Genomic DNA, 24,589 nt, shown 5'->3' with positions numbered 1-24,589 from the left:
CGGGATGGCGGCTCAGGCTTGCGTGTCTTTCTGCTGGAACTGGCGGCGGTACTGGTTCGGCGACAGCTCGGTGTGCTGACGAAACAGACGAGCGAAGAAACTGGCGTCGTCGTAGCCCACTTCGTAGCTGATGGTCTTGATGCTCTTGCGGGTCGAGGAGAGCAGGCTCTTGGCCGTTTCGATGCGCAGACGCTGCAGGTAGTGCAGCGGCTTGTCGCCGGTGGCGCCCTGAAAGCGGCGCATGAAGTTGCGGATGCTCATGCCGTGCTCGCGGGCCACGTCCTCGAAGCGAAATTTGTCGGCGTAATGTTCTTCCAGCCAGTGCTGGATCTGCAGCACGGTGACGTCCTGGTGCAGCTTCTGCCCGCCGAACCCGATGCGCCCAGGCGTGTAGCTACGCTGCACCTCGTAGAGAATGTCGCGCGCCACGCCCTGGGCTACACCGGCGCCGCAGTAACGCTCGATCAGATAGATGTAGAGGTCGCAGGCCGAGGTGACGCCGCCTGCGCAGTACAGGTTGTCGGCATCGGACAGGTGTTTGTCCTGATTGAGCAGGACCTTGGGGAAGCGTTCGGCAAACTCACGGAAGAAACGCCAGTAGGTGGTCGCCTCCTTGCCATCGAGCAGGCCGGCCTCGGCCATCCAGAACACGCCGCTGGCCTCGCCGCAAATCGCCGTGCCGCTGGCATGCTGACGCTTGAGCCAGTCCAGCACCTGGGGATAACGACGACTGAGTGCATCGAAGTCGTCCCAGAAGGCCGGTAGGATGATGACGTCGCACGTGTCTAGGCCACCGTCTACGGGCACCTTGACCTTGCTGAAGCTGTTTACGGGCAGTCCATCGGGGCTGACCAAGTGGATTTCGAACGGCGGCTCGAGGCCAATACCTTGCTGCTTGGCATAGCGAATGCCGGCCATATGGAAGAAGTCCTTGGCCTGCATCAGGGTAGAGGCAAAGACGCCATCGGTGGCGAGGATGCTGACACGGCGCAAGGCTGCACGCGGCTCTGGGATAACCATGGGTATTTATTCTTATTTAAGGCTAAGTGGTCATGCGGCGGCTGGATCGTCTTATTTTTTGGCGCTTGTGTCCAGTGCGACCAAGCGTTTGCTTGGCTAAAGTCGAGGCCATGCTTTCCAATTGCCTCAGACACAGGTAGCGCCATGATCCCTAGAACGATATTCAGCTCCGACCATGAACTGTTTCGCGACAGTGTGCGCAAGTTTCTCGAGCAGGAAGCGGTGCCTTATCACCATCAATGGGAAAAGGACGGCCATGTCGACCGCGCACTGTGGAGTAAGGCCGGCGAGGCGGGGATGCTCTGTTCGCATATCCCTGAAGAGTACGGCGGCATGGCGGCCGACTTCCTCTACAGCACCGTGGTGATCGAGGAGATCGGGCGTCTGGGGCTGACCGGCATCGGCTTCTCCCTGCACTCGGATATCGTCGCGCCCTACATTCTGCATTACGGCAGCGAGGTGCAGAAGCAGCATTACCTGCCCAAGCTGGTGAGCGGCGAGATGGTCACCGCCATCGCCATGACCGAGCCGGGTGCCGGCTCCGACTTGCAGGGTGTGAAGACCAGCGCCGTGCTCGATGGCGACGAGTATGTGATCAATGGTTCGAAGACCTTCATCACCAACGGCTGGCTGGCTGATCTGGTGATCGTCGTGGCCAAGACCGATCCGAAGGCAGGTGCCAAGGGCACCAGCCTGTTCCTGGTCGAGGCTAATACGCCGGGTTTCTCCAAGGGTAAGCGCCTGGAGAAGGTCGGCATGAAGGCGCAGGACACCTCCGAGCTGTTCTTCCAGGACGTGCGCGTGCCCAAGGAGAACCTGCTGGGTCAGCCGGGCATGGGCTTCGCTTATCTGATGCAGGAGTTGCCGCAGGAGCGCCTGACCGTCGGTATCGGCGCCTTGGCGTCAGCCGAAGCGGCGCTGCAGTGGACGCTCGACTACACCCGCGAGCGCAAGGCCTTCGGCAAGGCCGTGGCGGACTTCCAGAACACCCGCTTCAAACTCGCCGAGATGGCCACCGAAATTCAGGTGGGGCGCGTCTTCGTTGATCGCTGCCTGGAGCTGCATCTGCAGCGCAAGCTGGATGTGCCGACTGCCGCGATGCTCAAGTACTGGGGCACCGACCTGCAGTGCAAGGTGCTCGACGAGTGCGTGCAGCTGCATGGTGGTTATGGCTACATGTGGGAATACCCGGTGGCGCGTGCCTGGGCTGATGCGCGGGTACAGCGCATCTACGCCGGCACCAACGAGATCATGAAGGAGATCATCGCTCGCTCGTTGGTCTGAGGTTGGTTGATGGCAATAAAAAGCCCGGCATTGTGCCGGGCTTTTTATTGCGCGCTGGATCAGGGGGCTGGGTTGGGCTGCGCCTTGTGGATCGCCTCGATGCCGACGAGCGCTTCCTCTGAGAGCTTCAGTTCGGCGCTGGCCAGGTTGCTGTCCAACTGCTCCAGGCTGGTGGCGCCGATGATGTTGCTGGTCACGAAGGGCTGTGCGGTGACGAAGGCCAGCGCCATTTGCGCCGGATCCAGGCCGTGCTCACGGGCCAGGGCGACGTAGCGCGAGCAGGCCGCCTCCGACTGCGGATTGGTGTAGCGGGCGAAGCGGCTGAACAGGCTGATGCGTGCACCTGCAGGTCGTGCGCCGCCTTCGTACTTGCCGCTGAGCATGCCGAACGCCAGTGGCGAATAGGCCAGCAGGCCGCACTGTTCGCGAATGGCCACTTCCGCCAGGCCCACTTCGAAGCTGCGGTTGAGCAGGTTGTAAGGGTTCTGGATCGATACCGCGCGCGGCCAGCCACGACTTTGCGCCAGTTGCAGAAACTTCATGGTGCCCCACGGGGTTTCGTTGGACAGGCCAATGTGGCGGATCTTGCCGGCTTTGACCTGCTCATCGAGCACTTCCAGGGTTTCTTCCAGTGGCGTGAAGTCCACGTCCTTGTGCTTGTAGTCGAGTTGGCCGAAGAAGTTGGTCGGGCGTTCCGGCCAGTGCAGTTGATACAGATCGATCCAGTCGGTCTGCAGGCGTTTCAGGCTGGCGTCCAAGGCGGCGACGATGTGCTGGCGGTTGAATTTCAGCTGGCCGTCACGGATGTGCGAGATGCCATTGCCGGGGCCGGCGATCTTGCTGGCCAGGATCCAGTCGGCGCGGTCACCACGCTGTTTGAAATAGCTGCCGATGATCTGTTCGGTCTTGCTGTAGGTCTCTGCGCGCGGCGGTACCGGGTACATCTCGGCGGTATCGATGAAATTGACGCCGCTGGCCTTGGCCCGCTCGATCTGGGCATGGCCTTCGCTCTCGCTGTTCTGCTCGCCCCAGGTCATGGTGCCCAGGCATAGTGCGCTGACATCGAGATCGGTTCGGCCTAGCTTGCGGTATTCCATGAAGTACTCCTTGGGTAAAAGAGTCATACAAGCAGGTTGAAATTTTTTTCGCAATCAGGATAATCCGCCACCTCTTTCTGCGGTGGAAGTGATGCGCCGCCTGCCGAAGAATCTTGCCGTATTGTGGACGCGCTGACCCGAGCCCCCGATAGCGTCCGTATGCGGCTGCCTTTGACTTGTCAAAGTACGCACTATCCAGTAAGATCCGCCGTCTATTTTTGCTGGGCGGCCCCTGAGGCTATAAAGAATGAAAACTTTTACTGCTAAACCGGAAACAGTAAAACGCGACTGGTTCGTCGTTGACGCTGCTGGCAAGACCCTGGGTCGTCTGGCCACCGAAATCGCGAGCCGTCTGCGTGGCAAGCACAAGCCTGAGTACACCCCGCACGTTGATACTGGCGACTACATTGTCGTGATCAATGCCGAGCAGGTGCGTGTGACTGGTGCCAAGACCAGCGACAAGATGTACTACTCCCACTCCGGCTTCCCGGGCGGCATTAAAGAGATCAACTTCGAGAAGCTGATCGCTCGTGCTCCTGAGCGCGTGATCGAGACCGCGGTCAAAGGCATGCTGCCGAAGAACCCGCTGGGTCGCGACATGTACCGTAAGCTGAAGGTGTACAAGGGTGCAGTTCACCCGCACACCGCTCAGCAGCCCCAAGAACTGAAGATTTAACGGAATAGTTCATTATGTCGGCGACTCAAAATTACGGCACTGGCCGTCGCAAGACCGCAACCGCGCGCGTTTTCCTGCGTCCGGGCACTGGTAACATCTCGATCAACAATCGCACCCTGGATACCTTCTTCGGTCGCGAAACTGCTCGCATGGTCGTGCGTCAGCCGCTGGAGCTGACCGAGACCGTCGAGAAGTTCGACATCTTCGTCACCGTTGCCGGTGGTGGTGTCAGTGGTCAAGCTGGTGCCATTCGTCACGGCATCACCCGCGCTCTGATCGAGTACGACGAAGCCCTGCGCAGCCCGCTGCGTAAAGCTGGTTACGTCACTCGCGACGCCCGTGAAGTCGAGCGTAAGAAAGTCGGTCTGCGTAAAGCGCGTAAGCGTCCGCAGTACTCGAAGCGTTAATCGCGACTACGCTTCCAAAAGCGCCCAGTTTCCTTACGGAGCTGGGCGTTTTTTATGGGCATGGCAAAATGCTGCGACAACGTGCCGCATACGCGTAAGCCGCATCCTCCAAGGCTTTCGCCGCTCTCTTCGGGGGTAATTACCTTGTCAGAAAAGGGGCTTTTCTTTACCATTTGGCGAATTTTTTGCGCGGCCCGATTTTTACTTAGTAGAGGCCTGAACAACAGGCCACAAAGCTGATGGGAGACGACTGAATGAGCAATGACGGCGTGAATGCAGGCCGGCGTCGCTTCCTGGTTGCAGCCACCTCCGTGGTGGGTGCAGCAGGGGCGGTAGGTGCTGCGACTCCGTTCGTGGGGTCATGGTTCCCCAGTGCAAGGGCCAAGGCGGCCGGTGCACCGGTGAAGGTGAACGTCAGCAAGATCGAAGCGGGTCAGCAGATGGTTGCTGAGTGGCGCGGTCAGCCGGTGTTCATCGTGCGCCGCACTGAGGAGATCCTGGCCAACCTGACCAAGATCGAAGGCAGCATGGCTGATCCCGAGTCCGCTGCTTCCGTGCAGCCGGAGTACGTGGACAAGAAAACCCGCTCGATCAAGCCCGAGCTACTGGTCCTGGTTGGTCTGTGCACCCACCTGGGTTGCTCGCCGTCCTTCCGTCCGGAAGTGGCGCCGGCCGATCTGGGTGCGGACTGGGTTGGCGGTTATTTCTGCCCCTGCCATGGTTCCCGCTACGACCTCGCTGGACGTGTCTACAAGGCGCAGCCGGCGCCGTTGAACCTGCCGGTGCCGCCATACAGCTACGAGACGGATGACATCATCGTCGTCGGTGTGGACCAGGAGAAGGCCTGATGAGCAAATTCATGGAATGGGTGGATGCGCGCTTCCCCGCCACCAAGATGTGGGAAGATCATCTCTCCAAGTACTACGCACCGAAGAACTTCAACTTCTTCTACTTTTTCGGCTCGCTGGCACTGCTGGTGCTGGTCAATCAGATCGTTACCGGTATCTGGCTGACCATGAGCTTCGAACCTTCGGCCGAGGGTGCATTCGCCTCTGTCGAATACATCATGCGTGACGTCGAGTACGGCTGGATCCTGCGCTATCTGCACTCCACCGGCGCTTCGGCGTTCTTCGTGGTGGTCTACCTGCACATGTTCCGCGGTCTGCTTTACGGCTCCTACCAGAAGCCGCGTGAGCTGGTGTGGATCTTCGGCATGCTGATCTATCTGGTGCTGATGGCCGAGGCCTTCATGGGCTACCTGCTGCCTTGGGGCCAGATGTCCTATTGGGGCGCCCAGGTGATCATCTCGCTGTTCGGTGCCATTCCGGTGATCGGCGACGACCTGACCCAGTGGATTCGTGGTGACTACCTGATTTCCGGCATCACCCTGAACCGCTTCTTCGCCCTGCATGTGATCGCGCTGCCAATCGTGCTGCTCGGCCTGGTCGTACTGCACATCCTGGCACTACACGAAGTCGGCTCGAACAACCCGGACGGCGTCGACATCAAGAAATTCAAGGACGAGAACGGCGTGCCGCTCGACGGTATCGCGTTCCACCCTTACTACACCGTGAAAGACATCGTCGGTGTAGTGGTCTTCCTGTTCGTGTTCTGCTTCGTGGTGTTCTTCTTCCCGGAGATGGGCGGTTACTTCCTCGAGAAGCCGAACTTCGAAGCGGCCAACCCGTTCAAGACGCCTGATCACATCGCCCCGGTTTGGTATTTCACGCCGTTCTACGCGATCCTGCGTGCCGTACCGGACAAGCTGCTCGGTGTTATCGCCATGGGCGCTGCCATCGCGGTGTTGTTCGTGCTGCCCTGGCTTGACCGTAGCCCGGTCAAATCCATGCGCTACAAGGGTTGGCTGAGCAAGATCTGGCTGGTGATCTTCTGCATCTCCTTCGTCATTCTCGGCGTACTGGGTGTGCTGGCTCCGACCCCGGGTCGTACTCTGCTGTCGCAGGTGTGCACCTTCCTGTACTTCGCGTACTTCATCCTGATGCCGTTCTACACCAGGATGGAGAAGACCAAACCGGTTCCGGAAAGGGTGACTGGCTGATGAAAAAGCTCTTCGCTGCATTTGTTTTCGCTGCGCTGCCGGCTCTGGCCATGGGCGCTGCCAGCAACCATCCGCTGGACAAGGTCGATATCGACCTGACTGACAAGGCTGCTCTGCAGGACGGCGCGCGTACCTTCGCCAACTACTGCATGGGCTGCCACTCGGCCCAGTATCAGCGTTACGAGCGTGTTGCCGATGACCTCGGCATCCCGCACGAAATCATGCTGGACAACCTGGTATTCAGTGGCGCCAAGATCGGCGAGCACATGAAGATCGGCATGAAGCCGGACGACGCCAAGGGCTGGTTCGGTGCTGCTCCGCCCGATCTGACCCTGGTTGCTCGTGTGCGTGGTAATGACTGGCTGTACACCTATCTGCGTACCTTCTACGCCGATCCTGCGCGTCCGCTGGGTGCCAATAACAAGGTGTTCCCGAACGTGGGTATGCCGAACGTACTGGTTGGCCTGCAAGGCAACCAGGTCATCGGCTGCAAGCAGGTTCAGGTCGTCACCGATGGCAAGAAACAGTTCGATCCGCTGACTGGCGCGCCGATCACTCATGAAGCCTGTGATCAGCTCACCGTGGAAGCGAACACCGGCACCCTGAGCGAGGCCGAGTTCGACGAGAAGGTGAAGAACCTGGTGACCTTCCTGGCCTATTCGGCCAACCCGGTCAAGCTGAAGTCCCAGCGCATCGGCACCTACGTGCTGCTGTACCTGGCGTTCTTCTTCGTGTTCGCCTACCTGCTCAAGCGTGAGTACTGGAAGGACGTGCATTAATTCGTTGCCGTTCTCTGCATGCACCTGCGCGCCCTTATGGGCGCGCAGGTTTTTGTGCCCTGCCATTCCGGGTGGCCACCTTGCGGTGTCGTCGCCTGCACATTCAAGAATTGCTCCTGGCAATTTTTCGTGTCTCTGGAAAATCAAAAAAAGCGAGGAGGATCGCCATGGCGGTGACCAATAGGTTGACCTGCTACTCCGACCCCGCCGACCACTATTCCCATCGCGTGCGTCTGGTGCTCGCCGAGAAAGGTGTCAGCGTCGAGATCATCGATGTCGAGCAGGGCCGTTGTCCGCCCAAGCTTGCCGAGGTCAATCCCTACGGCAGCGTGCCGACGCTGGTCGATCGCGACCTGGCGTTGTACGAAGCGTCCGTGGTGATGGAGTATCTGGACGAGCGCTACCCGCATCCGCCGTTGCTGCCGGTGTACCCGGTGGCGCGGGCCAACAGTCGTTTGTTGATGCACCGCATCCAGCGTGACTGGTGCGTGCTGGTTGATCGTATTCTCGACAAGCGCAGCAAGGAGGCTGAGCGTCAATTGGCGCGCAAGGAACTGCGCGAAAGCCTGACCGGTGTATCGCCGCTGTTCGCTGACAAGGCATTCTTTCTCAGTGAGGAGCTGAGTCTGGTGGATTGCTGCTTGCTGCCCATTCTCTGGCGTCTGCCGGTGCTGGGTATCGAGTTGCCGCGTCCGGCCAAGCCGCTGCTCGACTATATGGAGCGCCAGTTCGCCCGCGAGGCCTTTCAGGCCAGTCTTTCTGCTGCCGAGCGCGTGATGCGCTAAGAAGGAGGAAACCATGAATTCCAGTCGTCCCTACCTGGTTCGCGCCCTCTATGAGTGGATCGTCGACAACGATTGCACGCCGCATCTGCTGGTCAATGCCGAATATCCCGGGGTGCAGGTGCCGCCTGGCTTTGCCAGTGACGGTCAGATTGTGCTCAATGCGTCGCCCAGTGCCGTGCGTCATCTGCATATGGACAATCAGGCGGTCAGTTTCGAAGGGCGCTTCGGTGGCGTCGCGCACAGCCTTTACATTCCTGCGGCAGCGATCCTGGCTATCTATGCGCGGGAGAACGGCCAGGGCATGGTCTTCGATATGGAGCCGTCGGTTGCTGGCAGTCCTGAAGAGCCCGAGCCGGATGATGATGGGCCCTCTGGTGATGAGCCGCCGCGTCCCAGCGGCCGGCCAAGTCTGAAAGTGGTCAAGTAAGCAATGAAAAGGGCGCCCGCGGGCGCCCTTGTCGTTTCTGCGTTCGAATCAGTTGGTGTATTCGAACAAACGCACGACCCGCTGCACACCCGATACGCTTTGCACCACGCGAGTGGCGGCGTTGGCCTCTTCGCGTGTGACCAAGCCGAGCATGTAGACGATGCCGTTCTCGGTGACGACCTTGATGCGTGCGCTCGGTACGCTACTGTCAGCCAGCATCTGGGTCTTGATCTTGGTGGTCAGCAGCGAGTCGTTGCTGCGCGCCAGCAGGGAGGCGGGTTGCTGCACCTGCAGCTCGTTATAGACCTTCTTCACGCCCTGCACACCGCGGGCGGTCTGGGCGGCGCGATCCTTCAGCTCGCTGCGTGGCGTCTGTCCGGCAAGCAGGATCACGCCGTTATAGCTGGTGACCACGATACGTGAGGTCGGGGAAGACAGGTCTGCGTGTGCATTGCTGATGCGGGAGGCAACTTCCGGGCCGAGGAACTGGTCATCGATCTTGTTGCCGATGCTGCGGCTGCCGCAGCCTGCCAGGGTCAAGGTAACGGCCAGCGCGGCCAGAATCAGGGCGGAACGCTTCATTCTTCACTCCCAAACAATTGACTGTCGATCAGGTCGCACAGGCAGTGGATAGTCAGCAGGTGGACTTCCTGAATGCGTGCGGTGACTTTGGCTGGAACGCGGATCTCGACGTCCTCCGGCAGCAGCAGTGAGGCCATGCCACCACCGTCGCGGCCGGTGAGGGCGACGACGGTCATCTCGCGATCATGTGCAGCTTGGATGGCCTGGATGACATTTGCTGAGTTGCCGCTGGTGGAAATCGCCAGCAGCACGTCGCCGGGCTGGCCGAGTGCGCGGATCTGCTTGGAGAAAATTTCGTTGTAGCTGTAGTCATTGGCAATCGAGGTGATGGTCGAGCTGTCGGTGGTCAGGGCGATGGCCGGCAGGCTAGGGCGCTCGCGCTCGAAACGATTTAGCAACTCGGAGGAGAAATGCTGGGCATCGCCGGCGGAGCCGCCGTTGCCGCAGGAAAGAATCTTGCCCTCGTTGAGCAGGGCCTGGACCATCACCAGGCTGGCGTGCTCGATATAGGGTGCCAGGACTTCCATGGCCTGCTGCTTGGTGTCGATGCTGGCTTGGAAGAGCTGGCAGATTCGGGATTGCATGTCCATCGGTTAAACCTTGAGTTTACGGCCGTCAGGCATCGAAGGCGTTCTTGATCCAGTCGAGGCGAGTGGCGCCGCTGGTACTGATGGCGACCACGTCGAAGCGGCAGGGGTAGCGGGCCCAGCGTGAGTGTTGCTGGAGGAAGAGTTCTGCGGCGATGACCAACTTGCCACGCTTGCGCGCATCGATGCTCTCCAGAGCGCCGCCCCAGGCACTGTGGCGGCGGGCGCGGACCTCGACGAATACTACTGTATCGCCGTCGAGCATGACCAGATCGAGTTCGCCGCGTCGACAGCTCCAGTTCTGTTCGATCAGTTGCAGGCCGTTACGTTCCAGGTGCTGGCGAGCGGCCTGCTCGGCGGCTCGCCCCAGATCGTTGTGTGCGCTCAATTGATGCTGTCAGGAAGGCGCTGAACCTGGCCGCCACGGAATTCGGCCCAAGGCAGTTGGCGTTCGATGCGCTGCGTGGCGTTGAGGCTGAGGCTGCCCGACAGGCCGTCGATGCGCGATTCCGGCAGCGCCTTGAGCTGGCCCAGGCGTGGCGCCAGGCGGTAGGCGTCTATCCCCATGGCATACAGGCGGCCCAGGCTGCCACCGGCCTGCGGCCACTGGTTGCTGACTTCCTGGCGCAGTGGTGCGTGGTTGTCGAGCAGCCAGGGGGTTTCGCAGAAGCGGATACCTTCCAGGTCCTGATACTGGGCCTGACTGTGAGCGCCGGTGAACAGGTGCGAGGTGGCGTAGACCGGCACGTCGCCGGCGTACTGGAAGGCCAGGGTCGGCTTGATCTGCTGCGCCTGCTGCGGGGTGGCGGCGAGGAAGATGAAATCGATGTCCTGGCGGCGCGCCGGTTGTGCATCCAGGCTGGTGCCCAGAGTGTTTTGCAGGCGACGGGCACGGGCTTCGCTCTCGCGCAGCTGGAACAGGTCGGCGATCTGACGGGCCAGCTCCACGGGTTGGTCGACATGTTCGGCGGCGATCAGTGTGCCGCCTTGGGCCTGCCAGCTCTGGCGGAAGGCATCCAGTACGCGGTCGCCCCAGTCGCCGCGCGGTACTAGGGCCACGGCGCGGCGCATGCCATCGTTCCAGGCACGGCGCGCGACTTCGCGGGCTTCGTCTTCGGCGGCCAGGCCGAACTGGAACAGTTGCGCTGGGCCTTCCTGACCTGCGTCGCTGTAGTTCAGGGCCAGGGTGGTGATGGGCAGTTGCTCGCGATCACTGAGCTGCTTGACCAGCGGTTTTTCCAGCGGGCCGACCACCAGTTGTATGCCATCGGCTTGTGCCTGCTGGTAGAAGGCATCCAGCGAGCCGATGCGGGAGCTGTCGTATAGCTTGATTTCCGGTGGGTTCTGCCCGGCCTGCTGGGCTTCGTAATGTGCGGCGAGAAAGCCGTCACGCAGGGCACGGGCGACACTTGCCAGTTGGCCTTCCTGCGGCAGCAGCAGGGCGACACGAGTCAGTGGCTGGCTGGCCAGTTCGCGCAGTTTGCCGAGGGCTTCGGGCAGTTGTTCGGCGGCAGGGTGCTGTGGGTTCTGCGCGACCCACTGGTCGATGGCGGCTTGCTGCTGCTCCAGTGTGGTATTGCTTTTGGTTACCTGGGCCAGCTCCAGCCAGCCGGCCAGGTCACTGTCGGTGCCAGCGGAGGTTTGCGTTGGCAGAGTGGAGACCAGGGCCCAGATGTTCTCGTGGTTGTCGTGAGCGACCTGACCGCTCAGCAGCGGCGCGATAAATACGCGTTCGCGGGCGGCGGCCAGGATTTGGCCGTCGGCTTCAAGGGCGCGTGCGCGGACCAGCTGAGTGCGGATCTGTTGCTCGACCGGGAGTTCGCCCAGGCGGTCGAGGCTGGGGTGCTGCAGGGCTTTCAGTGCACTCTTGGGCTGCTTGCGAGCCATGGCCAGCTCGGCCTTCAGGGTGCTGGCAAAGATCTGCTGGGCTGGCTGCAGGCCGGCGATATCGACCTGTTCGAGAATGCGGGTGGCGCGCGCCACGTCGTTCTGCTGGTAGCTCTGGTCGGCTGCAGATAGGCGTAACAGGGCGGCCTGTTCCGGTTTGCTCTCGGCGGCTTGCTGGAGCATCTGCTCGATGCTGGCTTGTGGCGTGCGCGGCAGCTGGCCCAGGTTATTGGAGGGCGAGCTGGCGCAGGCGGCGAGCAGGCCGGCCAGGAAAAGAGCAGAAAGAGGACGCAGGCTAGCGATCATCGGGTCATCCTGATACTTGAGCAAATCAAGCGGCGATTGTACCCAAGCCCCGAGATCGGTGCGATGCCGCAGGGGCGGAACCGGCTAGAATGAGCGCTCTTTCAATTAACGAGGTGTTTCCAGTGAGTCAGCCCGCAGTCGCAAGCGTCCAGCCAGGCAGCCTTTATGTGGTCGCCACGCCCATTGGCAATCTGGACGACATCAGCGCGCGGGCGCTGCGGATTCTGCGCGAGGTGGCGCTGATTGCCGCCGAAGACACGCGGCATTCGGCACGACTGCTGCAGCACTTCGGCATCGATACGCCATTGGCTGCCTGCCATGAGCACAACGAGCGCGACCAGGGTGGGCGCTTTCTGGCGCGGTTGCAGGCCGGTGAAGATGTCGCGCTGATTTCCGATGCAGGCACGCCGCTGATCTCCGATCCGGGTTATCACCTAGTGCGCCAGGCGCGTGCCGCAGGGTTCGCGGTCGTGCCCGTGCCCGGCGCCTGTGCGTTGATCGCTGCACTGTCGGCGGCTGGCCTGCCGTCGGATCGCTTCATCTTCGAGGGTTTTCTGCCGGCCAAAGCAGCTGGGCGCCGCGCGCGTCTGGAGCAGGTGCGGGAAGAGCCGCGCACGCTGATCTTCTATGAGGCGCCGCACCGTATTCTCGAATGCCTGCAGGACATGCGTGATGTATTTGGTGGTGATCGTCCCGCATTGCTGGCGCGTGAGCTGACCAAGACATTCGAGACCTTGCAGGGGCTGCCGTTGGCCGAGCTATCTGATTGGGTGGCTGCAGACAGCAATCAGCAGCGTGGCGAATGCGTGGTGCTGGTGGCGGGCTGGCAGGCGCCGGAGGGCGAGGAGGCGGTCAGCGCCGAAGCCTTGCGCGTGCTCGATCTGCTGATGGCGGAGATGCCGCTCAAACGGGCCGCGGCGCTGGCGGCAGAGATCACCGGGGTGCGCAAGAATTTGCTTTACCAGGTCGCCCTGGAGCGCAAGGCCTAGGGCGTTCGCCGTCGGTCTAGCTTGCAGCTTGCCATCACGCCCGGTACCCTTGCCGGCGGAGAGTCGATCGGACAGTCGCTGCCTTCGCAAGAAGGGGGAGGAAAGTCCGGGCTCCATAGGGCGGAGTGCCAGGTAATGCCTGGGAGGCGTGAGCCTACGGAAAGTGCCACAGAAAATAACCGCCTAAGCGCTTCGGCGCCGGTAAGGGTGAAAAGGTGCGGTAAGAGCGCACCGCGCGGCTGGCAACAGTCCGTGGCTAGGTAAACCCCACTCGGAGCAAGACCAAATAGGGTTCCATTGGCGTGGCCCGCGCTGGAACCGGGTAGGTTGCTAAAGGCGTGCAGTGATGTACGCCGTAGAGGAATGACTGTCCTCGACAGAACCCGGCTTACAGATCGACTCTCCTCCTTCCTTTCTCGTGTTGTCCTTCTATTCCCCGCTCGTCTGATACCGAAAAATTCTTACTCTTAACAAATTACTTTAAGTTTGAATTTCAGCTGGCTGGAATGGTTGAGCTTTGTCTGTCAAAAGCCGGTTCAGGCATCCCTTTTCCCCTCGCTTTTGTTCGCTAAATCTCCGTCCTGTAAGGATTTTTCCCTTCTGGCGCGCCTTGACGGTGGGGCGTGCGCGTTCCTATAGTGTGCGCAAGTGGTAAGAAGTGGCATGAAGTGGGTTTTTTTGGGCATGGAAAGCTAATTACAGGGGAAGCGCAGCCGTGTTTCGCGGAGCTAACGCCATCAGTCTCGACGCCAAAGGGCGCCTCGCGATGCCGAGTCGGTATCGTGACGAGCTCGTTGCGCGTTGCAGTGGCCAGCTCATCGTGACCATCGACGCCGTTGACCCCTGTCTTTGCGTCTATCCCCTGGCCGAGTGGGAGCTGATCGAAAACAAGCTGCGTGAGCTGGCTTCCTTCCGTGAAGAGAACCGCCGCCTGCAGCGTCTGTTGATCGGTAATGCCGTCGATCTCGAACTCGATGCCAGTGGCCGCTTCCTGGTGCCGCCGCGTTTGCGCGAGTACGCCAAGCTGGACAAGCGAGCGATGCTCGTCGGTCAGCTGAACAAGTTTCAACTCTGGGATGAAGACTCCTGGAATGCCGTAGCCGAAGCCGACCTCGCTGCCATCAAGCAGCCGGGAGCCCTTTCCGATGACCTGCGTGACCTGATCCTGTGACCATGACCGATAGCACCTTCCGCCATATCACCGTGCTGCTCGACGAGGCTGTCGAGGGGTTGGCTGTGCGCGTCGATGGTCGTTATATGGATGGCACCTTTGGGCGCGGTGGGCATAGCCGGCTTATCTTGCAGAAACTCGGGCCAGATGGGCGGCTGTTGGGGTTCGACAAAGATCCCCTGGCGATAGCCACCGGGGAAGCATTGGCGGCCGAAGACGGCCGCTTTGTCGTTGTGCAGCGCAGTTTTGCGGAACTTGGCGAAGAAGCTGTTGTCCGCGGCATCTCCGGTCAGGTCGCCGGCATCCTGCTGGACCTCGGCGTGTCCTCGCCGCAGTTGGATGATCCCGAGCGCGGCTTCAGCTTCCTCAACGACGGTCCGCTGGACATGCGGATGAATCCGGATGTCGGTGTCAGTGCCGCTGACTGGATCGCCACCGCGGACGAAGATGAAATCGCCCGTGTACTCAAGGATTACGGCGAAGAGCGTTTTGCCAAGCGTATGGCGCGTGCCGTGGTGCAGCGCCGGGCTGAGCAGCCGTTCACCCGCACTGCTGATCTGGCGCAGGTGCTGACCGTGGCTAATCCTGCCTGGGAAAAGGGCAAGAACCCGGCAACCCGTGCGTTCCAGGGCATCCGCATTTACGTCAATAACGAGCTCGGTGATCTCGAACGCGGCCTCGAAGCAGCGCTCGAGACTCTGGAAGTAGGTGGTCGCCTGGTGGTGATCAGCTTCCATTCGCTGGAAGACCGCATCGTCAAGCAGTTCATGAGACGTCAGGCCAAGGGCGAGGCGGACAAGTTGCCGCGCGACCTGCCGATCATCCCGAAAGCCTTCGAGCCGCGTCTCAAGCTGATCGGCAAGCCGGTCTACGCTGGCGATGCCGAACTCAAGGCCAATCCGCGCTCGCGCAGCGCGGTGATGCGCATCGCGGAGAAGTTGCGGTGAGCCGCCGGCTGATCAAGTCCATGCCCAGTGGCAGCTTCCTGATGCTGCTGCTGTTTGTCGCCATTCTGGTTTCCGCTGTGGCAGTGTCCTACAGCGCGCATTGGAATCGTCAGTTGCTCAACGAGCTGTATGGTGAGTTGAGCGTACGCGACAAGGCGCAGGCCGAGTGGGGGCGTCTCATTCTTGAGCAGAGCACCTGGACGGCGCACAACCGCATCGAAGCGCTGGCTAGCGAACAGCTGAAAATGCATATTCCCGACCCTGCCGCCGTGCGCATGGTGCGTCCATGATCGGTCTCGAAGGCGCACTCTATCCCTGGCGCTTCCGCCTGGTGCTGGTGTTGCTGGCGCTGATGGTCGGTGCTATTGCCTGGCGCATGCTCGACCTGCAGGTGCTCGACCATGATTTCCTCAAGGCACATGGCGATGCGCGCAGTGTGCGACATATCCCGATTCCGGCGCACCGTGGCCTGATCACCGACCGCAATGGCGAGCCGCTCGCTGTGAGTACCCCGGTCACCACGTTGTGGGCCAATGGCAAGGAGCTGCAGGCCGGTCGTGAGCAGTGGCCGGCACTGGCGGCGGCTCTTGGTCAGGACCCGGCCAACTTCGCCGCGCGCCTGGAGCAGAACAAGGAACGTGAGTTCATGTATCTGGTGCGCGGTCTGACCCCGGAGAACGGCCAGCGCGTGCTGGATCTGAAAGTGCCGGGCGTTTATGCCATCGAAGAATTCCGCCGTTTCTATCCGGCAGGCGAAGTGGCTGCCCATGTCGTCGGCTTCACCGACATCGACGACCGCGGCCGCGAGGGCATGGAACTGGCCTACGAGGATTGGCTGGCCGGTGTGCCAGGCAAGCGCCAGGTCCTCAAGGATCGCCGCGGCAAGCTGATCAAGGATGTACAGGTTGCGCAGAACGCCAAGGCTGGCAAGGCCTTGGCGTTGTCCATTGATCTGCGCCTGCAGTATCTGGCTCATCGTGAACTGCGTAATGCACTGCTGGAAAACGATGCCAAGGCCGGCAGCTTGGTGATGGTCGACGTGAAGACCGGCGAAGTGCTGGCGATGGTCAACCATCCCACCTACAACCCGAACAACCGCCGCAACCTGACCCCGGCCGCCATGCGCAACCGCGCCATGATCGACGTGTTCGAGCCGGGCTCGACGATCAAGCCGCTGTCGATGGCCGCTGCTCTGGAAACCGGTCGATGGAAACCCAGTGATGTCGTTCAAGTCGGCAACGGCACGCTGCAGATCGGCCGTTACACCATTCGTGACGTGTCCCGCACCCAGGGGCCGGCACTGGATCTGACCGGCATCCTGATCAACTCCAGCAACGTCGGCATGAGCAAGGTTGCCTTCGATGTCGGCGGCGAGCAGCTGCATCAGGTGTTCAGCAGCCTGGGTTTTGGCCGTGATACCGGGCTGGGATTCCCTGGTGAGCGAGTGGGTAACCTGCCCAATCATCGCAAGTGGCGCGAGGCTGAAACGGCCACGCTGTCCTATGGCTACGGCCTCTCGGTGACTGCCGTGCAGTTGGCGCACGCCTACGCAGCATTGGCCAATGGCGGCAGCATGACGCCGCTGTCGATGATTCGCGTGGATGAGAAGCCAGGTGCGATGCAGGTGGTTCCGGCTGACGTGGCCAAGACTCTGCAAGGCATGCTGCAGCAGGTTATCGAGGCCCCGCGCGGCGTGTTCCGCGCTCAGGTGCCGGGTTATCACGTCGCGGGCAAGAGCGGTACTGCGCGCAAGACCAATTCCGGGGCCAAGGGCTACCAGACCAATTCCTATCGTTCCCTGTTCGCTGGCTTCGCGCCGGCGCAGGACCCGCGTATTGCGCTGGTCGTGGTGATCGATGAGCCCGGCAAGGGCGCCTACTACGGCGGCCTGATCTCCGCCCCGGTATTTAGCCGGGTGATGGCTGGTTCGCTGCGTTTGATGAACATTGCGCCAGACAATCTGCCGCCACCTGAGCAGAAGATGGCCGCCGTTGGCCAGGGAGGGCACAACTAATGCCCATGCCACTCAATCAATTGTTGCCGGCTGCCGAGGGCGGCGTGCTGATTCGTGAACTGACGCTGGACAGCCGCAAGGTGCGTCCGGGCGACCTGTTCCTGGCTGTGCCGGGCACCCAGCAGGATGGGCGCGTGCATATCGCCGATGCCATTGCTCGCGGTGCCGCTGCCGTGGCATTCGAGGCCGATGGCGCGCCGGCGATGCATGCCGATAGCGCCGTGCTGGTTCCGGTAAAAGGCCTGGCCAAACAGCTCTCCGCCATCGCCGGGCGTTTCTATGGTGAGCCGAGTCGTGCTCTGCATCTGGTCGGCATCACTGGCACCAACGGCAAGACCAGCGTCAGCCAGTTGCTGGCGCAGGCGATGGATCTGCTCGGTCAGCGCTGCGGCATCGTCGGCACCCTGGGCAATGGTTTCCATGGCGCGCTGGAGCAAGGCAAGCACACCACGCCCGATCCGGTCGGTGTACAGGCGACCCTCGCTGGCCTGAAACAGGCTGGTGCCCGTGCGGTGGCCATGGAGGTCTCTTCCCATGGGCTGGATCAGGGCCGTGTTGCCGCGTTGGAGTTCGATGTCGCGGTGTTCACCAATCTGTCGCGTGACCACCTTGATTATCACGGCAGCATGGAGGCCTACGGCGCGGCCAAGGCCAAGCTGTTCGCCTGGCCGAATCTGCGCTGCCGGGTGATCAACCTCGATGACGCCTTCGGTCGTGAACTGGCCGCGCAGACGCATGAGTCGCGCCTGATCGGTTACAGCCTCAACGATGCCAGCGCCTTCCTTTATTGCAGCGAAGCGCACTTCGACGATCACGGCGTGCGCGCACGCCTGGTCACGCCGCGTGGCGAAGGCGTGCTGCGCAGTAATCTGCTTGGCCGCTTCAACCTCAGCAATTTGCTGGCGGTGGTCGGTGCGCTGCTGGGACTGGATTACGCACTCGACGAGATTCTCAAGGTCTTGCCGCAACTTCAGGGACCGGCTGGCCGCATGCAGCGCCTTGGCGGCGGCGACAAGCCGCTGGTGGTGGTCGACTACGCACACACACCGGACGCGCTGGAGAAAGTGCTCGAAGCCATGCGCCCACATGTCGACGGGCGTCTGGTCTGTCTGTTCGGCTGCGGTGGTGATCGTGATCGTGGCAAGCGCCCGCTGATGGCTGCGGTAGCCGAGCGCCTGGCTGACAGGGTGTGGGTGACCGATGACAACCCGCGCACTGAAGAACCAGCGCAGATCGTTGCCGATATTCGCGCTGGCTTCGCAGCGCCGGAGCAGGTGCAGTTCATTCATGGTCGTGGCGATGCCATCGCGCGGCTGATCGCTCAGGCTGAAGCCGCCGACGTTCTGGTGCTGGCTGGCAAGGGGCATGAGGATTACCAGGAAATCATGGGTGTGCGTCAGCCGTTCTCCGACCTGATCGAAGCGAACAAGGCCCTGGCGGCCTGGGAGGCGGCTCATGCTTAAGCCCTGGCTGCTCAGCGACGTTGCCAGTGACTTGAACGCGCGCGTGATTGGTGCCGATGTCGCTTTCTCGGCGGTGGGCACCGACAGCCGCAGCATTGCCGCAGGCCAGCTGTTCGTGGCACTGGCCGGGCCGCGTTTTGACGGCCATGACTATCTGGCCGAAGTCGCCGCCAAGGGCGCCGTGGCGGCATTGGTCGAGCGCGAGGTGGCGAATGCGCCGCTGCCGCAACTGCTGGTGGCGGATTCGCGCATGGCGCTCGGTCAGTTGGGTGCGCTGAATCGCGAGGCCTTCAACGGCCCGCTGGCTGCCGTGACCGGCTCCAGCGGCAAGACCAGCGTCAAGGAAATGCTTGCGGCCATCCTGCGTGCTGGCTTGAACGGCGCAGTGCTGGCGACCCGCGGTAATCTCAACAACGACCTTGGTGCGCCGCTGACCTTGCTGGAACTGGCGCCGGAGCATCGCGCCGGGGTGATCGAGCTGGGCGCCAATCATATTGGTGAGATCGCCTACACCGTCAGCCTGACTCGGCCGCAGGTGGCGATCATTACCAACGCCGGTAACGCTCACGTTGGCGAGTTCGGCGGCCCGGAAAAAATCGTCGAGGCCAAAGGCGAGATACTCGAAGGTCTGCCGAACGATGGCGTGGCCGTGCTCAACCTGGATGACAAGGCCTTCGTCACCTGGCAGCGTCGCGCGGCCGGACGTAAGGTAATGAGCTTTGCCTTGCGCGACACTCGCGCGGACTTCCACGGCAGCGATCTGGCCCGCGACGAGCGTGGCTGTCAGGGCTTCACCTTGCGTAGCCCGGTCGGTAGTACGCGCATTCAGCTCAACCTGCTGGGCGAGCATAACGTGGCTAACGCCTTGGCCGCCTGTGCCGCCGCCCATGCTCTGGGCATGCCGTTGGTCGCCATGGTTCAAGGTCTGCAAAGCCAGCAGCCGGTCAAGGGGCGCGCGGTAGCGCAGCTGGCGGCTAATGGCGTGCGCATCATCGATGACAGTTACAACGCCAACCCCGTGTCGATGTGTGCGGCGGTGGATATACTCGCCGCCTTCTCCGGTCGCACCGTTCTGGTGCTGGGAGACATGGGCGAGTTGGGCGAATGGGCTGAACAGGGCCATCGCGATGTTGGCCGCCACGCAGCCGGCAAGGTCGATGCACTGTATGCCGTTGGCTCTCTCATGCGTCATGCGGTCGAGGAGTTTGGCTCAAAAGGCCGCCACTTCGTCGACCAGGCCGAGCTGATCGAAGCGCTTCGCGCCGAGCAGGCCGGCAGCACACTACTAATCAAGGGTTCACGCAGCGCAGCCATGGACAAGGTCGTGGCGGCGCTGTGTGGCGTATCTGGGGAGATTCACTAAATGCTGCTGCTGCTGGCGGAGTACCTGCAACAGTTCCACAAGGGCTTCGCGGTCTTTCAGTACCTGACCCTGCGCGGCATCCTCGGCGTGCTTACGGCCCTGGCGCTGTCGCTGTGGCTCGGCCCGTGGATGATCCGTACCCTGCAGGTGCGTCAGATCGGCCAGTCCGTGCGCAACGATGGCCCGCAGTCGCATCTGTCGAAGAAGGGCACGCCGACCATGGGCGGTGCGCTGATCCTCAGCGCCATCACCGTCAGCACGTTGCTCTGGGCTGACCTGTCGAATCGCTACGTCTGGGTGGTACTGGCCGTGACCCTGCTGTTCGGTGCCATCGGCTGGGTCGATGACTACCGCAAGGTGATCGAGAAGAACTCGCGTGGCCTGCCGAGCCGCTGGAAGTATTTCTGGCAGTCGGTGTTCGGCCTGGGCGCCGCCTTCTTCCTTTATATGACGGCGCAGAGCCCGGTGGAGACCACCCTGATCCTGCCGCTGCTGAAGGATGTAAGCATCCCGCTGGGTATCGGCTTCGTGGTGCTGACCTACTTCGTCATCGTCGGTTCGAGCAACGCAGTGAACCTCACCGACGGCCTCGATGGTCTGGCCATTCTGCCGACCGTGATGGTCGGCGGCGCGCTGGGCATCTTCTGCTACCTGTCAGGCAACGTGAACTTCGCTGAATACCTGCTGATCCCGTATGTGCCGGGCTCTGGTGAGCTGATCGTGTTCTGCGCCGCGTTGGTCGGTGCCGGCCTGGGCTTTCTGTGGTTCAACACCTACCCGGCACAGGTGTTCATGGGCGACGTCGGCGCGCTGGCCCTCGGCGCCGCACTGGGCACCATCGCCGTGATCGTCCGCCAGGAAGTCGTGCTGTTCATCATGGGTGGGGTGTTCGTCATGGAAACCTTGTCGGTGATCATCCAGGTCGCCAGCTTCAAGCTGACCGGCAAGCGCGTGTTCCGCATGGCGCCGATCCACCACCATTTCGAACTCAAGGGCTGGCCCGAGCCGCGCGTGATCGTCCGCTTCTGGATCATCACCGTGATTCTCGTGCTGATTGGCCTTGCCACCCTGAAACTGAGGTAATTGAGCGTGTCGTTGATCGCTTCCGACCAGTTCCGCATCGTTGTCGGCCTCGGCAAGAGCGGCATGTCCCTGGTGCGCTTCCTGGCGCAGCAGGGCGTGCGCTTTGCCGTGGCCGATACGCGCGCGAACCCACCGGAGCTGGAAACGCTCAAGCGCGACTACCCGCAGGTGGAGGTACGCTGCGGCGAGCTGGACGTGAATTTTCTCTGCCGCGCCTCGGAGCTGTACGTGAGCCCTGGTCTGGCCGTGGCCACGCCGGCGCTGGCCGAAGCTGCTGCGCGCGGGGTGAAGTTGTCCGGTGATATCGACCTGTTCGCCCGTCACGCCAAGGCGCCGATCGTCGCCATCACCGGTTCCAATGCCAAGAGCACCGTCACCACCCTGGTCGGTGAAATGGCCGTTGCGGCCGACAAGCGCGTTGCCGTCGGCGGCAACCTCGGTACCCCGGCGCTGGACCTGCTGGCGGACGACGTCGAGCTGTACGTGCTGGAACTGTCCAGCTTCCAGCTGGAAACCACCGATCAGCTCAACGCTGAAGTGGCCACCTGCCTGAACATCAGCGAAGACCACATGGACCGCTACAGCGGCCTGCCGGCCTATCACCTGGCCAAGCACCGGATCTTTCGTGGTGCCCGTCAGGTGGTGATCAATCGAGACGACGCGCTTTCGCGTCCGCTGATCGCCGATCAGGTGACCTGCTGGGAGTTCGGCCTTGGCAAACCCGACTTCAAACGCTTCGGCCTGCTCGAAGAAAACGGCGAAAAATCCCTGGCGTTTCGCTTCGAGACGCTGCTGCCGGTGAGCGAGCTGAAGATCCGCGGCGCGCATAACCAGTCCAACGCCCTGGCGGCGCTGGCGCTCGGTCAGGCCGTCGGCCTGCCGATGGACGCCATGCTCGCTACCCTGCGCCAGTTCACCGGTTTGCCGCACCGCTGCCAGTGGGTTGGTGAACGTGCTGGGGTGAATTACTACGATGATTCCAAAGCCACCAACGTCGGTGCCGCGCTGGCGGCCATCGAAGGCCTGGGCGCAGATATTGCCGGCAAGCTGGTGCTGATTGCCGGTGGCGATGGCAAGGGCGCCGACTTCTCCGCGCTGAAAACTTCAGTTGCACGCTTCTGCCGCGCCGTGGTGCTGCTCGGTCGTGATGCCGAGCGCCTGGCCGAAGCCTTGGGCGACGCCGCGCCGCTGGTGCGGGTAACGACCCTCGACGAGGCCGTGCAGCGCTGCCGCGAACTGGCCGAGGCCGGCGATGCTGTGCTGTTGTCGCCAGCGTGTGCCAGCCTCGACATGTTCAAGAACTTCGAAGAGCGCGGGCGTCTGTTCGCCCAGGCTGTGGGAGGGCTTCGCTGATGCTGGCCTTCCTGCGCGTTAGTCCCTCGCCGCTGTTCGGTCGCGGTTTCAACGTCGACTTCCCGATGCTTGCCGGCTGCCTGGGGCTGCTCGGCCTGGGCCTGGTGATGATCACCTCGGCCTCGTCGGAGGTGGCGGCGGCGCTGTCCGGCAACCCGCTGTATCACATGATTCGCCACCTGATCTATCTGGTCATCGGCCTCGGCGCTGCCGGCGTCGTGCTGATGATCCCGATGAGCTTCTGGCAGCGTTATGGCTGGATGCTGTTGCTGGCAGCGTTCGGCCTGCTGGTGTTGGTGCTGATCCCCGGTATTGGCCGCGAGGTCAACGGTGCGCGGCGCTGGATCGGTTTCGGCGCGTTCAACGTGCAGCCCTCGGAGATCGCCAAGGTGTTCGTGGTGGTCTACCTGGCCGGCTATCTGGTGCGCCGTCAGGAAGAAGTGCGCGAGAGCTGGATGGGCTTCTTCAAGCCGTTCGTGGTGCTGCTGCCGATGGCCGGCCTGTTGCTGCTGGAGCCGGACTTCGGCGCCACCGTGGTGATGATGGGCGCGGCCATGGCCATGCTGTTCCTCGGTGGTGTCGGCATGTTGCGCTTCGGCCTGATGGTGGCCCTGGCGGTCGGTGCCGTGTTCGTGCTGGTGCAAACCCAGGAATATCGCCTGCAACGTCTGATCACCTTCACTGACCCCTGGGCTGACCAGTATGGCTCGGGCTACCAGTTGACCCAGGCGCTGATTGCCTTCGGCCGTGGCGAGTGGTTCGGCGTGGGCCTGGGCAACAGCATCCAGAAGCAGTTCTACCTGCCCGAAGCGCACACCGACTTCGTCTTCTCGGTCCTGGCCGAGGAGCTGGGCTTCGTCGGTGCGCTGGCGACCCTGGCGCTGTTCGTCTTCGTCTGCGTACGCGGCCTTTACATCGGCCTGTGGGCCGAGAAGGCCAAGCAGTTCTTCTCCGCCTACGTGGCGTACGGGCTGTCGTTCCTGTGGATCGGCCAGTTCTTGATCAATATCGGCGTGAATACCGGCCTGTTGCCGACCAAGGGTCTGACCTTGCCCTTCCTCAGCTACGGTGGTTCGTCGCTGGTGATCTGCTGCATCAGCCTGGCCATTCTGCTGCGTATCGAGTGGGAGCGACGCAACGTGCTGGGCAACGAGGATATCGAGTTCAGCGAAGAAGATTTCGCCGAGCCGAGCAAGGAGGTCGCCCATGCGCGGTAACGTATTGATCATGGCCGGTGGCACGGGCGGCCACGTATTCCCGGCGCTTGCCTGCGCGCGCGAATTTCAGGCTCGCGGTTACAGCGTGCACTGGCTCGGTACGCCGCGTGGCATCGAGAACGAGCTGGTGCCGCAAGCCGGGCTGCCGCTGCACCTGATCAACGTCAGCGGCCTGCGCGGCAAGAGCAAGTTGTCACTGCTCAAGGCGCCGTTCCAACTGCTGCGTTCGCTGCTGCAGGCACGTCGCATTGTGCGCGAGGTGCAGCCGGTCTGCGTACTCGGCATGGGCGGCTATGTAACCGGGCCTGGCGGCCTGGCTGCACGTCTGGCCGGTGTACCGCTGGTGATCCACGAGCAGAACGCCGTTGCCGGTACCGCCAATCGCCTGCTGTCGCGCATCGCCGTGCGCATCTGCGAGGCCTTCCCGAACACCTTCGGCGCTTCCGACAAGCGGCGCACCACTGGCAACCCGGTGCGTGAGGAGCTGTTCCTGGAAACGCCGCGTGAGCCGCTGGTTGGCCGCAAGCCGAAATTGCTGGTGCTGGGCGGCAGCCTGGGCGCCGAGCCACTGAACAAATTGCTGCCTGCCGCACTGGGGAAAATCTCCACCGAGGTGCGCCCACAGGTGTTTCACCAGGCCGGTAAACAACATGCCGAAATCACTGCGGAGCGTTATCGCGATGCCGCGGTCGAAGCCGAGGTCGCGCCTTTCATCAAGGACATGGCCCGCGCCTATGGCTGGGCTGATCTGGTGGTGTGCCGCGCCGGCGCGCTGACCGTCAGCGAATTGGCCGCCGCTGGCTTGCCGTCGTTTCTCGTGCCGCTGCCGCACGCGATCGACGACCACCAGAGCCGCAATGCCGAATACCTGGCGAAGGAGGGCGCCGCTGTCCTTCTTGCGCAATATGCCACTGACGCGGACACGCTTGCCGCGCAGCTCACCGAGGTTCTGATGCACCTGGAAAAACTCAATGTCATGGGCGCCACTGCGCGCCGCCTGGCCAAGCCCGATGCAACCCGCACGGTGGTCGACATCTGCCAGGAGGTGATGCGTGGCTAAGTCTCCTGCTGCGGTCAAGGCTGAAGTGCGCCG

Annotated in this window: 25 protein-coding genes and 1 other RNA gene; 20 read left to right on the top strand and 6 right to left on the bottom strand. The window is 62.2% G+C overall.

Going from position 1 to position 24,589, the window contains the following annotated elements:
• Positions 1–12: 12 nt before the first annotated feature.
• The gene (locus BM059_RS00570) at positions 13–1,020 is read right to left on the bottom strand and encodes a GlxA family transcriptional regulator (RefSeq protein WP_074936022.1); all 1,008 of its coding nucleotides are present in this window, start codon (positions 1,018–1,020) and stop codon (positions 13–15) included.
• 144 nt (positions 1,021–1,164) lie between these two features.
• Between BM059_RS00570 and BM059_RS00565 the strand changes: the two genes are divergently transcribed.
• Positions 1,165–2,304 (top strand): acyl-CoA dehydrogenase family protein, encoded by a 1,140-nt coding sequence (locus BM059_RS00565; protein WP_074936020.1) that lies wholly within the window; start codon positions 1,165–1,167, stop codon positions 2,302–2,304.
• 59 nt (positions 2,305–2,363) lie between these two features.
• Here the strand turns inward: BM059_RS00565 and BM059_RS00560 are convergent, their stop codons facing one another.
• On the bottom strand, positions 2,364–3,401 hold the full coding sequence (locus BM059_RS00560; protein ID WP_074936018.1) for an NADP(H)-dependent aldo-keto reductase: 1,038 nt from the start codon (positions 3,399–3,401) through the stop codon (positions 2,364–2,366).
• 247 nt (positions 3,402–3,648) lie between these two features.
• On the opposite strand from BM059_RS00560, the gene rplM reads away from it, so the two are divergent.
• From rplM to BM059_RS00525, 7 genes are all read left to right on the top strand, one after another.
• Positions 3,649–4,077: a 50S ribosomal protein L13 gene (gene rplM / locus BM059_RS00555; RefSeq protein WP_037004174.1), complete on the top strand. Its 429-nt coding sequence runs from the start codon at positions 3,649–3,651 to the stop codon at positions 4,075–4,077.
• A 14-nt stretch (positions 4,078–4,091) separates the two neighbouring features.
• Entirely contained in the window at positions 4,092–4,484 is a 393-nt protein-coding gene (gene rpsI, locus BM059_RS00550) for a 30S ribosomal protein S9 (RefSeq protein ID WP_037004175.1), read from the top strand.
• Positions 4,485–4,738: 254 nt separating this feature from the next.
• Positions 4,739–5,332 carry a ubiquinol-cytochrome c reductase iron-sulfur subunit gene (petA, locus tag BM059_RS00545; protein WP_037004176.1) on the top strand — a complete coding sequence of 198 codons (594 nt, stop codon included), beginning with the start codon at positions 4,739–4,741 and terminating at the stop codon, positions 5,330–5,332.
• On the top strand, positions 5,332–6,543 hold the full coding sequence (locus BM059_RS00540) for a cytochrome b (protein WP_037004177.1): 1,212 nt from the start codon (positions 5,332–5,334) through the stop codon (positions 6,541–6,543). Before petA ends, BM059_RS00540 begins: the two co-directional genes overlap by 1 nt.
• Positions 6,543–7,322, top strand: coding sequence for a cytochrome c1 (locus tag BM059_RS00535; protein ID WP_037004178.1), 780 nt, complete (start codon positions 6,543–6,545; stop codon positions 7,320–7,322). The genes BM059_RS00540 and BM059_RS00535 overlap by 1 nt, the downstream gene beginning before the upstream one ends.
• A 167-nt stretch (positions 7,323–7,489) precedes the next feature.
• Positions 7,490–8,107 carry a glutathione S-transferase N-terminal domain-containing protein gene (locus BM059_RS00530; RefSeq protein WP_074936016.1) on the top strand — a complete coding sequence of 206 codons (618 nt, stop codon included), beginning with the start codon at positions 7,490–7,492 and terminating at the stop codon, positions 8,105–8,107.
• Between the two features lie 13 nt (positions 8,108–8,120).
• Entirely contained in the window at positions 8,121–8,534 is a 414-nt protein-coding gene (locus tag BM059_RS00525) for a ClpXP protease specificity-enhancing factor (protein WP_074936014.1), read from the top strand.
• A gap of 48 nt (positions 8,535–8,582) precedes the next feature.
• Here BM059_RS00525 and BM059_RS00520 read toward each other — a convergent pair whose 3' ends face one another.
• The 4 genes from BM059_RS00520 to BM059_RS00505 are packed head-to-tail and all read right to left on the bottom strand — an operon-like array spanning position 8,583 to position 11,896.
• Positions 8,583–9,116: a BON domain-containing protein gene (locus tag BM059_RS00520; RefSeq protein WP_037004181.1), complete on the bottom strand. Its 534-nt coding sequence runs from the start codon at positions 9,114–9,116 to the stop codon at positions 8,583–8,585.
• Positions 9,113–9,706 carry a phosphoheptose isomerase gene (locus tag BM059_RS00515; RefSeq protein ID WP_037004182.1) on the bottom strand — a complete coding sequence of 198 codons (594 nt, stop codon included), beginning with the start codon at positions 9,704–9,706 and terminating at the stop codon, positions 9,113–9,115. Before BM059_RS00515 ends, BM059_RS00520 begins: the two co-directional genes overlap by 4 nt.
• A gap of 25 nt (positions 9,707–9,731) precedes the next feature.
• Positions 9,732–10,091, bottom strand: a complete 360-nt coding sequence (locus BM059_RS00510) for a YraN family protein (protein ID WP_037004183.1) — start codon at positions 10,089–10,091, stop codon at positions 9,732–9,734.
• Positions 10,088–11,896, bottom strand: a complete 1,809-nt coding sequence (locus BM059_RS00505) for a penicillin-binding protein activator (RefSeq protein WP_074936012.1) — start codon at positions 11,894–11,896, stop codon at positions 10,088–10,090. Before BM059_RS00505 ends, BM059_RS00510 begins: the two co-directional genes overlap by 4 nt.
• Positions 11,897–11,985: 89 nt before the next feature.
• Here BM059_RS00505 and rsmI point away from each other — a divergent pair, with 89 nt between their 5' ends.
• The 12 genes from rsmI to murG all read left to right on the top strand — a co-directional run bounded on the left by rsmI (position 11,986) and on the right by murG (position 24,556).
• Positions 11,986–12,885: a 16S rRNA (cytidine(1402)-2'-O)-methyltransferase gene (gene rsmI / locus BM059_RS00500; RefSeq protein WP_037004185.1), complete on the top strand. Its 900-nt coding sequence runs from the start codon at positions 11,986–11,988 to the stop codon at positions 12,883–12,885.
• A gap of 59 nt (positions 12,886–12,944) precedes the next feature.
• Positions 12,945–13,292, top strand: an RNA gene (gene rnpB, locus BM059_RS00495) — RNase P RNA component class A.
• A 308-nt stretch (positions 13,293–13,600) separates the two neighbouring features.
• A complete protein-coding gene (mraZ, locus tag BM059_RS00490; RefSeq protein WP_003459315.1) occupies positions 13,601–14,056 on the top strand; it encodes a division/cell wall cluster transcriptional repressor MraZ in 456 nt (151 codons plus the stop codon).
• Between the two features lie 2 nt (positions 14,057–14,058).
• Complete coding sequence (gene rsmH, locus BM059_RS00485) at positions 14,059–15,003, top strand: 16S rRNA (cytosine(1402)-N(4))-methyltransferase RsmH (protein ID WP_074936010.1); 945 nt, start codon at positions 14,059–14,061, stop codon at positions 15,001–15,003.
• Entirely contained in the window at positions 15,000–15,293 is a 294-nt protein-coding gene (gene ftsL / locus BM059_RS00480; RefSeq protein ID WP_037004187.1) for a cell division protein FtsL, read from the top strand. Before rsmH ends, ftsL begins: the two co-directional genes overlap by 4 nt.
• Positions 15,290–17,017 carry a peptidoglycan D,D-transpeptidase FtsI family protein gene (locus tag BM059_RS00475; protein WP_074936008.1) on the top strand — a complete coding sequence of 576 codons (1,728 nt, stop codon included), beginning with the start codon at positions 15,290–15,292 and terminating at the stop codon, positions 17,015–17,017. The genes ftsL and BM059_RS00475 overlap by 4 nt, the downstream gene beginning before the upstream one ends.
• On the top strand, positions 17,017–18,480 hold the full coding sequence (murE, locus tag BM059_RS00470) for a UDP-N-acetylmuramoyl-L-alanyl-D-glutamate--2,6-diaminopimelate ligase (protein WP_074936006.1): 1,464 nt from the start codon (positions 17,017–17,019) through the stop codon (positions 18,478–18,480). Before BM059_RS00475 ends, murE begins: the two co-directional genes overlap by 1 nt.
• On the top strand, positions 18,473–19,843 hold the full coding sequence (locus tag BM059_RS00465; protein WP_074936004.1) for a UDP-N-acetylmuramoyl-tripeptide--D-alanyl-D-alanine ligase: 1,371 nt from the start codon (positions 18,473–18,475) through the stop codon (positions 19,841–19,843). The genes murE and BM059_RS00465 overlap by 8 nt, the downstream gene beginning before the upstream one ends.
• Complete coding sequence (gene mraY / locus BM059_RS00460) at positions 19,844–20,926, top strand: phospho-N-acetylmuramoyl-pentapeptide-transferase (protein WP_037004191.1); 1,083 nt, start codon at positions 19,844–19,846, stop codon at positions 20,924–20,926.
• Entirely contained in the window at positions 20,927–22,279 is a 1,353-nt protein-coding gene (gene murD, locus BM059_RS00455) for a UDP-N-acetylmuramoyl-L-alanine--D-glutamate ligase (protein WP_074936000.1), read from the top strand. It begins immediately after the preceding gene.
• Complete coding sequence (ftsW, locus tag BM059_RS00450; RefSeq protein WP_037004193.1) at positions 22,279–23,496, top strand: putative lipid II flippase FtsW; 1,218 nt, start codon at positions 22,279–22,281, stop codon at positions 23,494–23,496. The genes murD and ftsW overlap by 1 nt, the downstream gene beginning before the upstream one ends.
• Positions 23,486–24,556, top strand: a complete 1,071-nt coding sequence (gene murG / locus BM059_RS00445) for an undecaprenyldiphospho-muramoylpentapeptide beta-N-acetylglucosaminyltransferase (protein WP_074935998.1) — start codon at positions 23,486–23,488, stop codon at positions 24,554–24,556. The genes ftsW and murG overlap by 11 nt, the downstream gene beginning before the upstream one ends.
• Positions 24,557–24,589: the final 33 nt, after the last annotated feature.

It is taken from the genome of Ectopseudomonas composti (genome assembly GCF_900115475.1).
GTDB lineage: Bacteria > Pseudomonadota > Gammaproteobacteria > Pseudomonadales > Pseudomonadaceae > Aquipseudomonas > Aquipseudomonas composti.
Note: the sequence above shows the minus strand (reverse complement) of the source record. Positions and strands in the feature narration are given on the sequence as shown.